This window comes from Chitinophaga flava (assembly GCF_003308995.1).
Taxonomy (GTDB): domain Bacteria; phylum Bacteroidota; class Bacteroidia; order Chitinophagales; family Chitinophagaceae; genus Chitinophaga; species Chitinophaga flava.
In genome coordinates, this window is record NZ_QFFJ01000001.1 from 153,055 (window position 1) to 169,839 (window position 16,785).

6 protein-coding genes are annotated in these 16,785 nt (G+C 47.1%); 4 read left to right on the forward strand and 2 right to left on the reverse strand.

The annotated features are described in order from the left end of the window. Nucleotides 1-75: 75 nt before the first annotated feature. Entirely contained in the window at nucleotides 76-363 is a 288-nt protein-coding gene (locus DF182_RS00530; RefSeq protein WP_113613741.1) for a class I lanthipeptide, read from the reverse strand. Nucleotides 364-387: 24 nt separating this feature from the next. Then, nucleotides 388-678 (reverse strand): class I lanthipeptide, encoded by a 291-nt coding sequence (locus DF182_RS00535; RefSeq protein WP_113613742.1) that lies wholly within the window; start codon nucleotides 676-678, stop codon nucleotides 388-390. Between the two features lie 1,294 nt (nucleotides 679-1,972). Between DF182_RS00535 and DF182_RS00540 the strand changes: the two genes are divergently transcribed. The 4 genes from DF182_RS00540 to DF182_RS00555 are packed head-to-tail and all read left to right on the forward strand — an operon-like array spanning nucleotide 1,973 to nucleotide 16,779. Then, entirely contained in the window at nucleotides 1,973-14,449 is a 12,477-nt protein-coding gene (locus DF182_RS00540; protein ID WP_113613743.1) for a non-ribosomal peptide synthetase, read from the forward strand. A gap of 23 nt (nucleotides 14,450-14,472) precedes the next feature. Beyond that, a complete protein-coding gene (locus DF182_RS00545) occupies nucleotides 14,473-15,324 on the forward strand; it encodes a 3-hydroxyacyl-CoA dehydrogenase family protein (RefSeq protein WP_113613744.1) in 852 nt (283 codons plus the stop codon). 45 nt (nucleotides 15,325-15,369) lie between these two features. Continuing rightward, on the forward strand, nucleotides 15,370-15,627 hold the full coding sequence (locus tag DF182_RS00550; RefSeq protein ID WP_113613745.1) for a phosphopantetheine-binding protein: 258 nt from the start codon (nucleotides 15,370-15,372) through the stop codon (nucleotides 15,625-15,627). 3 nt (nucleotides 15,628-15,630) lie between these two features. Further along, a complete protein-coding gene (locus tag DF182_RS00555; protein WP_113613746.1) occupies nucleotides 15,631-16,779 on the forward strand; it encodes an acyl-CoA dehydrogenase family protein in 1,149 nt (382 codons plus the stop codon). Nucleotides 16,780-16,785 lie beyond the last annotated feature (6 nt).

Below are 16,785 nucleotides of genomic sequence, written 5' to 3' on the forward strand. Positions count from 1 at the left end.
CAATACATACTAAATAAAGATATATATGGAGAGGTGGAGTTACCACTTGTAACTCCACCAGGATTTAATATTTGACTAAGGTGCCACTTCAAATGCTCCGGAATCAGCTGGTTCCTCTTCAGCTCTGACAGGACAATTGTGATATGAGGTATTCATATCGAGGGAAATGTCCAGTATACTTTTATCTATTTGACCGCACTCGTATGCATTATTTGCCGTATATGCCTGCGAAATCTTACAGAGATCTCCGGTGGACAATGAATAGGTGAAACCACCTTTAGCATTGTTGGCAGACATATCATCTAATGCAGCTACAGTAAATCTGTTGAGTGAGAGTTTACCACTCAGTTTCTTTTTGTTCATGATACAATTTGGGTTTTAGGTACATTAAATGCCAAGATCAAAAGGTTCGGAGCCGGTAGATAATTCCTCCTCTTTCGTAGGTTCGCACTCTCCTCCGGGTCCCATATAGGATCTTCCTGTCTCCGGTCTGGTAGCTTCTATCTGTCCGCACTCATAAGGGCTGGTGGCACCTGCGGCCATTGATTCTCTACACCGTTGACCAAGGGATAACGAGTAGGTAAAGCCCCCTTTAATAACGGCAGACTTACTTTCATCCAATGAAGCTACAGTGAATTTGTTCAGCGATAATTTCTTATCAAGTCTGTTTTTGTTCATGTAAGTGAGATTATTTTTTTACCCCAACTTTGCAAAGTGCCGGGAATGGGGCATAGAAATCCCGTTGTGATGGCCATTCACATGAAAAAAAAATTGACAAAAAAAGTTAATCAGTACCTGAAATGCTACTCACAGATATTTGGAACTACTACAGTATAGATTTTGTTGTTTAAATATTTTGGGTCAAAATTGAATTAACTAAACGTTATTTTTTCATTTGCAGGCAAAATAGAGAAAATATTTATCTGACCAAAAGTTAAAATCAATATTCGAATCAAGTGGCATTCAAACCGATGAATAAATCCATCGATAATTTTCAAGTACATACTTTCACTGCAAGAAAAATGAAATAAGGTATAACAGCATCGTATAAACGCTATCATTAATTATTCATTAAGCGCATGTACATAATGGTTCATTAGCCCAGTCGTGCACCAACAATTAAAACGACTTCCATTCATCAGCTTTTCCGAAAGGTCATTTGTAAATGTTTTAATTTTTTTGAAATTCTCATGAAAGCTTCATAACAATTGCCTTCGATCATTAGAATTTTTTAATCATTATGAATTCATATGAAAATTTCTTTTTTCAATTAAAAAAGTTATCTAACTTTAAGCAATCGATCGAATACTATCCACTTATTAGTGTGCGTTAATTAAAAAAACACAAAAGCAGTTGATTGTCATTGCCAACTTTGTCATAAAAGTCAACTTACACTAATGAAAAACACTTATTCTTAAAATAACTAGAAATGAAACTAAAGACCTGGTAATCCAGAACCCTCAGTATCCATTTTTCTTTTGTATTAAGCCTGTTATATGCTAGTAACTGCCTGATACATATACAACTACAGAGGATTCGTTATGCCCCCATTTTGTTTTGAAAGAAACAAAATAAGGCTGTTTGTGCAACCGATCAAAGAAAAACAGATGGTCCTGTAATACCCTTTATTAAAAATTACCTTGTTAGATGTTATAATTGCCGGAGACCAGCGCTGTGGCACGGATAGGTTTTTGTTTTCATGCAGAAGGCGCCGTAATAACATGCCGTAAAACGGACACCAGCGATATAACCTTTTCAAACATAGTGATCAGGAAAGCGGGCATTGTGAATACCCCCTGCTTTCTGGTCAATCTATGTCCTGTTTTCTGAACAATAGTATCAATGAAAAAAGTGCGAATTCCTCACTTTTAGTGAATGCCATCTTTTTAAAAATATCCATACCCGATGCTGAACTCTTGCCAGTTCAGCATCACCGGTTACCATTAAAGTAATTGCCTCAAATTGTTAAACTATGTTTTTGCTTCCTGCTAACCAAAGAGTGATCTGGTTTGATCAGAAATTATTCCCTCAATCTGCTATATACAATGTATGTACCTGTACGTATATACATGGAAGTGTAGATGTTGTATTGTTTGAGAAAGCCATCAACCTGCTGATTGCACAAAACGATGTGATCCGTGCTGCTTTCTACGAAACAGATGCGATTCCATATCTGGACATGCCGCCACACGATCCATCATTCACCTACCCTGTTACATTTCTGGATTATTCAGGGCAGCAAAACAGCCATCAGCAATGTTTTGACTGGATGAGCAAAGAAAGTACAATACCGCTGCCCTACGCGGAAAACAAACTTTATTTTTTTGCATTACTGAAACAATCAGACGATCTCTACTGCTGGTACACTAAAATACATCATACCATGATGGACGGATGGGGCGCCTCATTGCTGATAAGCAAGCTGGCAGCCATCTATGAGATGCTGGTAAAAGGTGAATCCGTACCGCTTGAAAGTCCTCACTCCTACACAGAATTTATCAGAGAGGACGAAGCATATACCCAGTCTCCATCATTCAAACAAGACGAGTTATATTGGCTGCAAAGGTTTGCAACGGCGCCGCCCGTACTGGACGCAGGAATCAAGGATGACAAGAAGGAAGCGCTGCTGCTCAAAAGCGTCCGTAAATCCATAGTGCTCGATAAGGATTTCTATCAGGCTATACGTCAGTATGCTGCGGAAAATGAAGTCACCACTTTTCAGTTTTTCCTCGGTGTATTCTATACCTGGTTTTCCAAAACCCATCAGGTAAATGACCTGATTATTGGCGTACCTGTCATCAACAGGTATAAACCGTCCTTCCTGCATATCCTCGGCAATTTCGTAGGCATACTGCCTTTCCGGATGAACTTTGACACTGCTCTCACATTCAGTCAACTACTGCCGCTGATCAGGGATGCTTTCCGCGAAGACTTCAAACATCAGCAATTTCCTATTGATGAGATTACCAGGATAGTGAATGCCAAAGATCCAGGCCGCTTATCACTTTTCGACATCTCCCTCTCCTTCGAAAAACAGAACTATAGTGTACCTTTTAATGGCCATAAAACCGCCACTATTCCCCTGTCGCATTACGAAGAAAAAAATCCTGTCGCCATTTTTGTAAGGGAATGCCAGTCAGAAGATGATATCAAGGTAGACGTAGACTTTAACGTTGGCTACTGGGATGAATTTTATATGGAGCAGTTTATGGAGCAGTTGCAACAGCTGCTGACCACACTGCTGCAGCAGCCGGAACAGGTGATTAATCAGATATCCCTCACAACATCCGCAACAAAAGCTGCTTTAACACAACCAGCGCCTGTTAAGACGACTTATCACGGCACATTGGTAACACATTTTGAACAAACAGTCAGCACCTATCCCAACCACCTTGCCCTTGAATTTGAAGGCAAACAATATACCTATGCTGCACTGAATGCGATCACCAACTCGCTGGCACATTATCTTCGCAATACCCATAAGGTAAAGCCTAACGAAGTGGTGGCCTTTATGATTCCCAAATCAGACAAGGCTATTATTACGATACTGGGCATATTAAAGGCCGGCGCAGCCTATCTGCCCATTGACCCTGCCTATCCGGAAGAGCGTATAAAATTCACACTGGAAGATTCCGGCACCAAACTACTGATAACAGAAAGCAGCTTCGAAATACCTGTATGGTCGGGAGCCGTATTGCTGCTGGATAAAGTACCTTACGCCGGAGAAGATAATACCAATCCGCCGGCCGTTAACACTGCCGAAGATACCAGCTATATCATCTATACAAGCGGTTCCACCGGTAAGCCCAAAGGCGCTGTTATCAGACATAAAGGCGTGGTGAATACTGTGAAGGAACATTTAAAACAGATCAGGATAAATCCTGGTGAAAATTGCCTTCAGTTCGCATCCTTATCTTTTGATGGCTCTGTGATAGAAATATTCATGCCGCTGTTTTCCGGCGCTGCACTGTTGCCTGCCTCCAAAGATATCATCACGGATTTTGACCGGTTCAGCGCTTTCCTGCATGAAAAATCCATTGCAGCGTTAATATTACCCCCTTCCTATCTGCGCAACCTGCCCAAATCCAGCCTGGGAAAAGTAAAAACGCTCCTTACAGGAGGAGAAGCAGCCATTCCCAGATCAGAACTGCACCTGCGCGACGATCAGCAATACTTTAACGTCTACGGCCCTACGGAGTGTTCCATTTGTACTACCCTTTACAGGGAAGACAGTAATACCCACACGAATGTATCCATCGGGAAGCCGATCGGTAATATGCAGGTGTTTATCCTCGATCAGTTCCGGCAGATATTACCTTATGGCGTTCCTGGCGAAATATACATTGCCGGTATCGGGCTGGCCAAAGGATATCTGAATAATCCGGCACTGACTGCAGAAAAGTTTATTCCTTCCCCCTTCCACCAGGATGCATTATTATACAAAAGCGGAGATATAGGCAGATGGCTTTCCAACGGCAATATCGAATACCTGGGACGGACCGATGATCAGGTAAAGATAAGAGGGCATCGTATTGAGCCTGGCGAGATAGAAACTACACTGATACTGCATGAAGGCGTACAAAATACAGCCGTAGTGGTAAAGGAATGGAGCTCCAATGAAAAAAGCCTGTATGCATTTGTAGTGCCACAAGGCGATGTCACTACCGATACCCTGTATACTTTCCTGGGAGAAAAACTCCCGCATTTCATGGTTCCTGACAGGATAATACTGGTAGAGGAGATTCCCCTTACCATCAACGGGAAAGTGGATAAAAGGGCCTTATTAAGCAATATACAGCAGGAAGAAACCAAAGCGTACCTGGCGCCGGGAACCAATAACGAGAAACTCGTGGCCGCCATATGGCAAGACCTGCTGGGCGTATCTCATATCAGCGCAACCGATAACTTCTTCCAGCTGGGCGGACATAGTCTGAAAGTAGGACAGTTCATCAACAACCTGTATAAACAAACCGGTATCCGGCTGGTATTCAGTGAGGTATTTCGTGCTGCCCGCCTGAAAGACGTGGCTGCCTTACTGGACACGCATGAAACAACAGCGGTTTCAGAAATCACCAAAGCGCCCGAAAGTGCCCACTACCCGCAGTCTTCTTCCCAGAAACGTTTATTTCTGTTGCACCAGATCGAAGGCTCCAGCAACAGTTACAACATACCCCGCGTTTTCCACGTCAAAGGACAGGTGGATATACAGCGGCTGGAACAATGTTTTAAATCCCTCATCGAAAGACATGAAGCGTTAAGAACTTCTTTTGAAATGAAGGATGGTGTTCCGGTGCAGATCATTCACCCGGCCGTACCTTTCAGCATCGGCTATACGAAAACAACACCGGATGAAGTAGCGCAACTGGTCCGCGACAACATCCGCCTCTTTGATCTCGCGAAGCCGCCGCTGCTGAGGGCGCAGCTGTTCGATGCAGGAGAAGGGGAACAGATGTTCCTGTTTGACATGCACCATATCATCTCTGATGGTGTTTCTGCAGCCCTGTTTAGCGATGAACTGACCAGGTTGTATAACGGGGAAGAACTACCTCCTGTGGCCTTCCAGTATAAGGATTTTGCCGTATGGCAGAATGACCTGCTGGCTACCTCCGCTATCAGAGAACAGGAAAACTACTGGCTGCAGCAGTTTGCAGACGAAGTGCCTGTACTCAGCATGCAGACCGATTTCCCCAGACCCACTAAAAAAACTTACAATGGGAAAAGGATACAGGTTTCCATGGATGCTGATACAACCACCATGTTGGAAAAACGCTGCATCGAATGGGGATGTACCCTTAATCAGTTGCTGCTGGCTGCTTACAACGTGCTGTTGTATAAATACACCGGCAATGAAGATATCATCACCGGTACTCCCGTAGCCGGCCGTACCCGGACAGAACTGGATAAAATGATCGGCGTGTTCATCAACACACTCGCCATCAGAACTTTCCCTCAGGGCAAGAAAACCTTCTCCGCATTCCTTTCCGAAGTACGTAATACCTCGGTAGAGGCGCTCAGAAACCAGGAGTATCCGTTTGAGTTACTGATAGACCAGCTTCAGCTCAAAAGAGACATGAGCCGCAATCCGCTGTTCGATACCATGTTCTCCTTCCTGCATGATGCCGACGGCCGCCTGACACTCGGTAATGCTGTACTGGAGCCTGCTGCCAACATCTACGATACCAGCAAGTTCGATCTGCTGCTCGAAGGTATCAGGACCAGTAACACTATCACGCTTAATCTGGAATACAGCACCGATCTTTTCAGTGCAGCCACCGCCGCGACGCTCCTCCAACATTATACCAACCTGCTGCAGTACCTGCTCACCCACCGTGACAGCCACATTGCAGACATCAATATCCTGAGTACCCAGGAAACCCAGCTGCTGCTGGCCGGTGACACACAGGCACAATACCCGAAACAACATTGCCTGCACCACTTCTTCGAAGAACAAGTGGCCAGGGTTCCGCATAAAACAGCACTGGTGTTCGACAACCAGGAGATGACTTATGCAACGCTTAATGAAAAAGCCAATCAGGTAGCAGCCGCTGTGCAAGCCGCCACCAATGGCGCCGAAAACCCTATTGTGGCCGTATTACTCCACAGAGGTATGGACATGATATCTGCTATGCTGGGTATTTTAAAAGCCGGCGCGGCTTATCTGCCCATCGATCCGGATTACCCAGAAGAGCGCATCAGTTATATGCTGGAAGATAGTGGCACTACCCTGCTGCTCACTCACACGGATATACGTGAGAACTACCACTATGACGGTCATACGATCTACATCGATCAGCCTACCCAGGTGGCATTTAAGCCTGTAGCCGTAAAACCGCAGCACCTCGCCTATATCATCTACACCTCCGGTTCTACCGGCAAGCCCAAAGGCACGATGATAGAGCATCGTAACGTGGTAAGATTGCTGTTCAACGATAAGAACCTGTTTGATTTCTCTGAAAACGATACCTGGACACTGTTCCATTCCTATTGTTTTGACTTCTCTGTTTGGGAGATGTATGGTGCTTTGCTTTATGGCGGCAAACTGGTTATCATTCCTAAAGCCACGGCCCAGAATGCGCATGACTTCCTGCAGCTTTTAAAACAGCAACAGGTAACAGTATTGAACCAGACACCAGGTGCATTCTACAATCTGCTGGCGGCAGAACTGGAGCTGCCAGCTGCTGATCTCCACCTGCGTTATGTGATATTTGGTGGTGAGGCGCTCAAACCAGGCAAACTCAAAGGATGGAAAGAAAAATATCCCGGCTGTAAACTGGTTAACATGTACGGTATCACAGAAACCACTGTACACGTGACTTACAAGGATATCACGCAAAAAGAAATCGACCTTAACACCAGCAATATCGGCAGGCCTATTCCTACCCTTTCCCTGTTGTTACTGGACCGTGATGGTAAACTGGTGCCCGCCGGTGCTGCCGGTGAGCTGTGCGTGGCTGGGGCCGGACTCGCAAGAGGTTATCTCAACAAACCCGAACTCTCCGCTGAACGGTTTATCAACCATCCTTATCTGCCCAATGAAAAACTGTACCGCTCCGGCGACCTTGCCAGAATGCTGCCGGATGGAGACTTTGAATACCTCGGCAGAATAGACCATCAGGTGAAGATAAGAGGCTTCCGCATTGAACTCGGCGAGATTGAAAGCAAACTGATGACGCACCCGGCGGCAAAGGATACCCTTGTCGTTGACAGAGAAGACGCCTCCGGTGATAAATATCTCTGCGCCTATGTGGTAGCAGATCAGCAAACTACGGCTACGGACCTACGACAACATTTGTCCGCATTCCTGCCCGATTACATGGTACCGGCCTTCTTCATCATATTGGAAAGTTTCCCCCTCACCGGCAATGGTAAAATAGACCGTAAACAGCTGCCTGTGCCGGAAGACACCATTCTGTCTACCGCTGTGTACGAGGCCCCTGTAACAGATACGGAAAAACAACTGGCTGCCTTGTGGATGCAGCTGCTGAATGTACCCAGAGTAGGATTAAACGACCACTTCTTTGAGCTGGGCGGACATTCACTCAAAGCAGTCAATGCAGTGGCAGGGATTTTCAAAACCTTCCAGGTAAATCTGCCACTCGACGTCTTTTTCCGGAAAGCTACCATCAAAGAGCAGGCTTTATTCATTGACCAGCAACAAAAAACAGATACTACCGCTATTACAGCGGCGCCTGTACAAGCGTTTTACCCACAGTCGTCTTCCCAGAAACGTTTATTCCTGTTGCACCAGATCGAAGGAGCCAGCAACAGTTACAACATACCCGGCGTTTTCCGCATCAAAGGGCAGGTAGATATTCAACGGCTGGAACAATGCTTTAAATCACTGATAGAAAGACATGAGGCATTAAGGACATCCTTCGAAATGAGGGATGGTGCTCCGGTACAGATCATCCACCCAAGTGTACCTTTCAGTATCGGCTATACGAAAACTACTCCGGAGAAAGTAGCGCTGCTTGTCCGCGACAACATCCGCCTTTTTGATCTTGCCCAGGCACCCCTGCTGAGGGCACAGCTCTTCGACGCCGGAGAAGGACAGCAGGTGTTTATGTTTGACATGCACCATATCATCTCTGATGGCGTTTCCGGAGCCATGTTTACCGATGAACTGACCAGGCTGTATAACGGGGAAGAACTGCCTCCTGTAGCCTTCCAGTATAAAGATTTTGCTGTCTGGCAGAATGACCTGCTGACCTCCTCTGCTATCGCGGAACAAGCCAACTACTGGCTGCAACAGTTTGCAGACGAAGTGCCTGTACTCAGCATGCAGACCGATTTCCCCAGACCTGCACAAAAAACATTCAACGGAAAAAGACTACAGGTTTCTATTGACACCCATACTTCCACCCTGCTGGAAAAACGCTGCCTCGAATGGGGATGCACCCTTAACCAGCTGATGCTGGCCGCATACAACGTGTTGTTGTATAAATACGCCGGCAATGAAGACATCATCACCGGTATCCCCGTGGCCGGCCGTACCCGGGCAGAACTGGACAAAGTGATGGGCGTATTCATCAACACACTCGCCATCAGAACTTTCCCTCAAGGCAACAAAAGTTTCTCCACATTCCTCTCCGAAGTACGTAATACCACGGTGGAAGCACTCAAAAACCAGGAGTATCCGTTTGAGTTACTGATAGACCAGCTTCAGCTCAAAAGAGACATGAGCCGCAATCCGCTGTTCGACACCATGTTCTCCTTCCTGCATGATACCAGCGGCCATTTGACTCTCGGTAATGCTGTACTGGAGCCTATCATCAATATCTACGATACCAGCAAATTCGATTTGCTACTGGAAGGTGTCAGGACCAGCAACAATATCATCCTCAATCTGGAATACAGTACTGATCTCTTCAGCACAGCCACCGCAGAAGCGTTCATCCAACATTACACCAACCTGCTGCAGTACCTGCTGGCTCACCCCGACAGCAATATTGCAGACATCAATATCCTGAGTGCCCCAGAAACCCAGCTACTGCTGGCCGGCGATGCTCAGGCACAATACCCGCAGCAGTATTGCCTGCACCACTTCTTCGAAGAACAGGTGGCCAGGGTTCCGCATAAAACAGCACTGGTGTTCGACAACCAGGAGATGACTTATGCAACGCTTAATGAAAAAGCCAATCAGGTAGCCGCCGCTGTGCAAGCCGCCACCAATGGTGCCGAAAACCCTATTGTGGCCGTATTGCTCCACAGAGGTATGGACATGATATCTGTTATGCTGGGTATCTTAAAAGCCGGTGCGGCTTATCTGCCCATCGATCCGGACTATCCCGAAGAGCGCATCAGTTATATGCTGGAAGATAGTGGCACTACCCTGTTGCTCACTCACACGGATATACGTAAGAACTATCACTATCACGGTCATACGATCTATATCGATCAGCCTACCCAGGTGGCATTTAAGCCTGTAGCCGTAAAACCGCAGGACCTCGCCTATATTATCTACACCTCCGGTTCTACCGGCAAGCCCAAAGGCACGATGATAGAGCATTGTAACGTGGTAAGGCTGCTGTTCAACGATAAGAACCTGTTTGATTTCTCTGAAAACGATACCTGGACACTGTTCCATTCCTATTGTTTTGACTTCTCTGTTTGGGAGATGTATGGTGCTTTGCTTTATGGCGGCAAACTGGTTATCATCCCTAAAGCCACGGCTCAGAATGCGCATGACTTCCTGCAGCTCTTGAAACAGCAACAGGTAACAGTACTGAACCAAACACCAGGTGCATTCTACAATCTGCTGGCGGCAGAACTGGAGATGCCGGCTGCTGATCTCCACCTTCGTTATGTGATATTTGGTGGCGAAGCGCTCAAACCAGGTAAACTCAAAGGATGGAAAGAAAAATATCCCGGCTGTAAACTGGTTAACATGTACGGTATCACAGAAACCACCGTACACGTGACTTACAAGGATATCACGCAAAAAGAAATCGACCTTAACACCAGCAATATCGGTAAGCCTATTCCTACCCTTTCCCTGTTGTTACTAGACCGTGATGGTAAACTGGTGCCCGCCGGTGCTGCCGGTGAGCTGTGCGTGGCTGGAGCAGGACTCGCAAGAGGCTATCTCAACAAACCCGAACTGTCCGCTGAACGGTTTATCAACCATCCTTATCTGCCCAATGAAAAACTGTACCGCTCCGGCGACCTCGCCAGAATGCTGCCGGATGGAGACTTTGAATACCTCGGCAGAATAGACCATCAGGTGAAGATAAGAGGCTTCCGCATTGAACTCGGCGAGATTGAAAGCAAACTGATGACGCACCCGGCGGCAAAGGATACCCTTGTCGTTGACAGAGAAGACGCCTCCGGTGATAAATATCTCTGCGCCTATGTGGTAGCAGATCAGCAAACTACGGCTACGGACCTACGACAACATTTGTCCGCATTCCTGCCCGATTACATGGTACCGGCCTTCTTCATCATATTGGAAAGTTTCCCCCTCACCGGCAATGGTAAAATAGACCGTAAACAGCTGCCTGTGCCAGAAGACACCATTCTGTCTACCGCTGTATATGAAGCCCCTGTAACAGATACGGAAAAACAACTGGCTGCCTTGTGGATGCAGCTGCTGAATGTGCCCAGAGTAGGATTAAACGACCACTTCTTTGAGCTGGGTGGACATTCACTCAAAGCAGTGCAACTGGTGGCGCTCATCCACAAACATTTTAACGTGTCTATCTCTATCAGGCAGGTTTTCACCACTCCTGCCCTGCGCGGCCTCGCAGCCTCTATCAATGACAGTGCCACTGTACTGCACCGTTCCCTCAAACGCGCACCGGCAGCGGCTTCTTATCCGGCTTCTGCTGCGGAGAAAAGACTGTTCATCATCAATCATATCGGTGGTGCAGGCATCTCCTACAATATACCAGCAGTATATGCGCTGGAAGGAACTCCGGATGTAAACAAGCTGATAAAAGCCTTACACACGCTCGTTCACAGACATGAGATACTGCGTACCTCCTTCTCCATCCAAAACGGAGACGTCATACAGCAGATTCAGGAGGCTATGGACTTCGAAGTAGCGGTGCATCATTGTGAAGACAGCGCCCGTGATACCTTTATCCGTGATTTCATACAGCCATTCGACCTTTCACAGGCGCCTCTGTTCAGAGCCTGTGTGCTTAAAACCAATGCAGGCAAGTACTACCTTCTCACCGACATGCATCATATTATTGCAGACGGCGTAGCAGTAGAAAACCTTCTCCGCGAACTGGCTGCAAGCTATAATGGTGTTGAGCTGCCGGCATTACCGGTACAGTCCAGGGATTTCGCTGTATGGCAGCATCAATGGTTGCAATCAACCACAGTGCTTCCACTGAAAACATTCTGGAAGACACAGTTTGAACAAGGTACCACGCTGCTGAACATACCCACCGATTTTGTACGTCCTCCGGTGAAGTCCTATGAAGGCGCCATCTTCCGCTTCAGCATACCCCGTCATACTGCCGCTGCCATCAAAGAAACAGGCAGAACAAATGGCGCCACCGCTTTTATGGTGATGCTGGCAGCTTATAATATTCTGTTGTCTAAATACAGTGGTCAGGAAGATGTGATAGTGGGTACCCCGGTGTCCGGACGGTCCAGTGCTGATGTGCAGGAACTGTTGGGCATGTTTGTAAATACGCTGCCACTGAGGAGTTTCCCGGCATCCGAAAAAACATTCACATCTTTCCTGGAGGAGGTAAAAGAACTTTCGCTGAAGGCTTTCGAAAACCAGGATTATCCTTTTGAAGAGCTGCTCGACGATCTTGAAGTCAACCGGGATATGAGCCGTAACCCGCTGTTCGACTACATGTTCACCTACCGGCCCGGAAATAAAAACGAAGCGGTATTTGCTGACATGCAGCTACGGCCGCTTACTACGCCGCATAACATTTCTAAGATGGACCTGTCGCTCGATATCAGTGAAACTGCAGCGGATGAATTGACAGGACATATAGAATACGCCACCAGACTCTTCTCCGAGAAAACCATCAGCCGGATAGCAGCTCATTTTGTTCATATACTCGAACAGATCGCACATCAACCGCAGCTGCTGTTAAAAGACATCACGCTGATGACGGCCGCAGAGAAAGAGGAGATACTGCGATTCACCAACTCAGACAGGAAAGATACTTTCTCCGGAACTATTACGGATGTATATGGCCTGTTTGAACAACATGCACAGCAGATCCCGGATCATATCGCAGTGGAAACAGATCAGGCAACGATCACCTATGGAGAACTGGAGAAAAAAGTCAGCCTCCTGGCAACAATACTGACAGCTGCCGGTTGTGGCCCCGATAAAATAGTAGCCCTGTGCTCCGACCGTTCTGTAGACATGATAGCCGCCATGTTGGCCATTCTGAAAGCAGGTGCTGCTTTCCTGCCTGTTGACCCGGATTATCCACAGGACCGCATCCGGTATATGCTGGAAGACAGTAATGCCCTGCTGGTGCTGACACAGCGCAAACTGGCAGATACCCTTCCTTCCACTACCAGCAAGATTCTCCTGGATGAATTGCCGGCAACCGATACGACGGCCATTGTTACGCCTGCTCATCGCCGGCCGGACAGTCTCGCCTATGTGATCTATACTTCCGGCTCCACCGGACAACCTAAAGGGGTGATGATTGAACAACATTCCTTCCACAATGCGGTTTTATCCAATGCTGTCAACTTCCGCAGCGGATTTGGCCAGGAAGATGTGTGTCTGAGTCTCAGTAATATTTCCTTTGATGTGAGCATCCTGGAAATATTCATCCCGCTGGTGCATGGCTCCAAACTGGTGATCGTGAACCGCGAGCATTTGTATGATGTACAGTCACTGGCCAATGTGATCGTCAACAAAAAAATCAGCTTCTGTTATGTTCCACCATCTCTGCTGCAGCCGCTGTACAAGGCACTCAAAGGCAGCGCTCCCGTACAGCTCAACAAACTATATGTAGGTGTGGAACCTATTAAAGATACCACGCTACAGTTATATATCTCTCTGAACGAAAGTATGGAGATTATTAACGGGTACGGGCCTACGGAGGCAGCTGTTGCCTGCACCTGGTATGGCTTCCAGCCTGGTAATCCGAAAGGGGTGAATATCCCGATTGGCAGACCCATTCGAAACGCGCGCATTTATATCGTGAATGAACATATGCAGCTGCAGCCTGTTGGCGTACCCGGCGAGTTATGCATTGCAGGTATCGGACTGGCAAGGGGTTACCTGAACAAGCCAGACCTGACGCTGGAGAAATTTGCAGACAATCCTTTTGAACCAGGCCAAAAACTATATAGAACAGGCGACCTCGCCAAATGGCAGTCCGACGGTAATATCGGCTTTATCGGCAGAAAAGACTACCAGGTAAAAATCCGCGGATTCAGGATTGAACTGGGAGAGATAGAGTCCAGGCTGATGACACATCCAGAGATAAAACAGGCGCTAGTAACTGATAAAGCAGACCGCAGTGGCAACAAATACCTTTGCGCCTATGTAGTCAGCAGTCAACCGCTGGACCAGACCGCCCTCCGGGCTTACCTGGCCATCACGCTCCCAGCCTATATGGTACCAGACTATTTTATCACACTGGAAAAGTTCCCGCTGACCAGCAATGAAAAAATAGACCGTAAAGCGCTTCCCGAGCCGGATATGGACCAAAAAAACAATGGAGCGGACCTGGTACTGCCGGCCAATGATACAGAGTCAAAAATGCTGCAAATATGGGAAACCGTGTTGGAGACCAGTAATATCAGTACTACCGACAACTTCTTTGAAATAGGTGGTAACAGCCTCCGGATCATCAATATGCTGAGCCTTATCAAAGAAACATTCGATGATGTGTTAAAAGTCAGCGACCTGTTCGACAAACCCACCATCAGAGAACAGGCTGCTGCTATTACCAAACATCAGCATACGATGCTGAGGCAGCCGTCCAAAGCAAAACGAGTACAATTTTAAAACACCAAAATACACGAACAATTATGACAATCAAGACAATTGCGGTAATCGGTGCAGGCGTTATGGGCCAGGGTGTTGCTTACCAGTTTGCCAAGTACGACTACAACATCCTGCTGATCGATAATTCAGCGGCAGCCCTCGAACATGCCAGAAAAGAAATACGCAACATTGAGCGCCTGGATAAAATATTGCATAAATCTAGCAGCACTGTAAATGTGCTGGACAAAATAACTTTTACAGATGATTTAAAAGCTGTAGGTGCTGCCGATTTTATTATCGAGAACATCACAGAAAACATCGCGCTGAAAGAAAATTTATACCGCCAGCTGAAAGATGTCCTTGCCGATCATGCCCTGCTGGCAGTGAACACCTCCGCCGTTTCGGTTACCAGACTGGCTTCTTTCCTGAAAAAACCTCAACAGGTGATGGGCATTCACTTTATGAATCCGGTACACCTGAAACCTACTGTGGAAGTCATCAGAGGCTATCATACCACCCCTGATACCATCAACGCCACACAGGAACTGCTGGGTAGCGTGAAGATGACCGGCGTAGTGGTAAACGACCTTCCCGGATTCATCTCCAACCGCGTACTGATGCTCACCATCAATGAAGCTATTTTCAGCCTGCAGGACGGCGTTGCCACCGTACCCGATATCGACAAAATATTCAGAGAATGTTTCGGTCATAAAATGGGGCCGCTGGAAACAGCCGACCTGATTGGCCTGGACACTATCCTCTACACACTGGATGTGCTCTTTGCAAGCTACAATGACACCAAGTTCAGACCCTCTCCCCTGCTGAAAAAAATGGTAGACGCAGGACTGCATGGCAGAAAAACTAAAGAAGGTTTTTACAAATATGATCTGAACTAATAACATATAATCAACTTTTATTTAACCACAAAAGCAACAATACAAATGGAAACACCCACTCAAGCAGGCCCTCGTGTAATCATCAGAGAATTTCTTCAGAAACGCATCGGACAGGATGTTCAGTTTGCCGATACAGAAGACATCTTTCAGCTCGGACTGGTAAACTCATTATTTGCTCTGGAACTGGTGGTATTCCTGGAAAAATCTTTCGACATCGCCGTAGAAAATGAGGACCTCAACCTGGACAACTTCAGGAGTGTGAGCAACATGGAAACATTTATTCTTAAAAAGAAAGGAAAATAATAAATGAACCTTGCATTAACCGATACGCAGCAGGCCCTCAGAGAGGAGTTCAGGAGTTTTGTACAAACAGAGCTGCTGCCTTATGCCAACGATTACGATAAACAGGGTTTCATTCCGATGGAACTGATTCAAAAGCTTGGCGCCAGGGGTTATCTCGGCGCCACCCTTCCGGAGGCTTATGGCGGCCGGAACATGGATCAGGTGTCTTACGGGCTGTTGAACGAAGAAATAGGCAGCGCCTGTTCTTCTACCCGCAGCCTGATTACCGTTCACTCTTCGCTCACCGCCGAAACCATACTGCGCTGGGGCACCCGGGAGCAAAAAGATAAATGGCTGCCATTACTGGCTACAGGTGCAAGCCTTGCTGCATTCGGACTTTCAGAGCCAGACGCTGGCAGTGACACTGCAGGTATTAAAACAACCTACCAGGTTACCGCCGACGGCTATACGCTGAATGGTGTAAAAAAGTGGATCACTTTTGCCCAGACCGCTCATCTGTTTGTGATTGTGGCACAGGGAGAACAAGGCATCACGGCTTTCCTCGTAGAACGTGATACCCCCGGCCTTACGGTGAAACCACTGGAAGGCATCCTGGGAACAAGAGCCTCCATGCTGGGAGAAATCCACTTAGACGACTGTCATATACCGGCAGAAAACCTGTTCGGCAGAAAAGGCTGGGGACTGCAGCAGATCGTCAACACCGCCCTTGATAATGGCAGGTATAGCGTGGCATGTGGCTCTCTGGGTATAGCCAGGGCATGTCTGGAAGACAGCATCCGCTATGCAAAAAACCGTCGTTCCTTTGGTCAGTTGCTGAAAGATCATCAGCTCATCAAACAAAAAATTGCCAACATGGTCACCGAAGTGAAGGCTGCCAGCCTGCTTTGCAGAAATGCCGGCTACCTGCGCGATAAAAAAGATCCCGACAGTATCATACAAACGTCGCTGGCTAAATATCACGCCTCCCGTATGGCCAACAACATTGCGGCAGAAGCAGTGCAGCTGCATGGCGCCCTGGGCTGCCACGACAGCATCTCCATCCAGCGGTACTTCCGTGATGCCAAAGTAATGGAGATCATCGAAGGCTCTACAGAAATACAACAGATACTGATTGCAGACCACAGTATCGCCGGTTTAAGCACCATTCTCTAATTCATT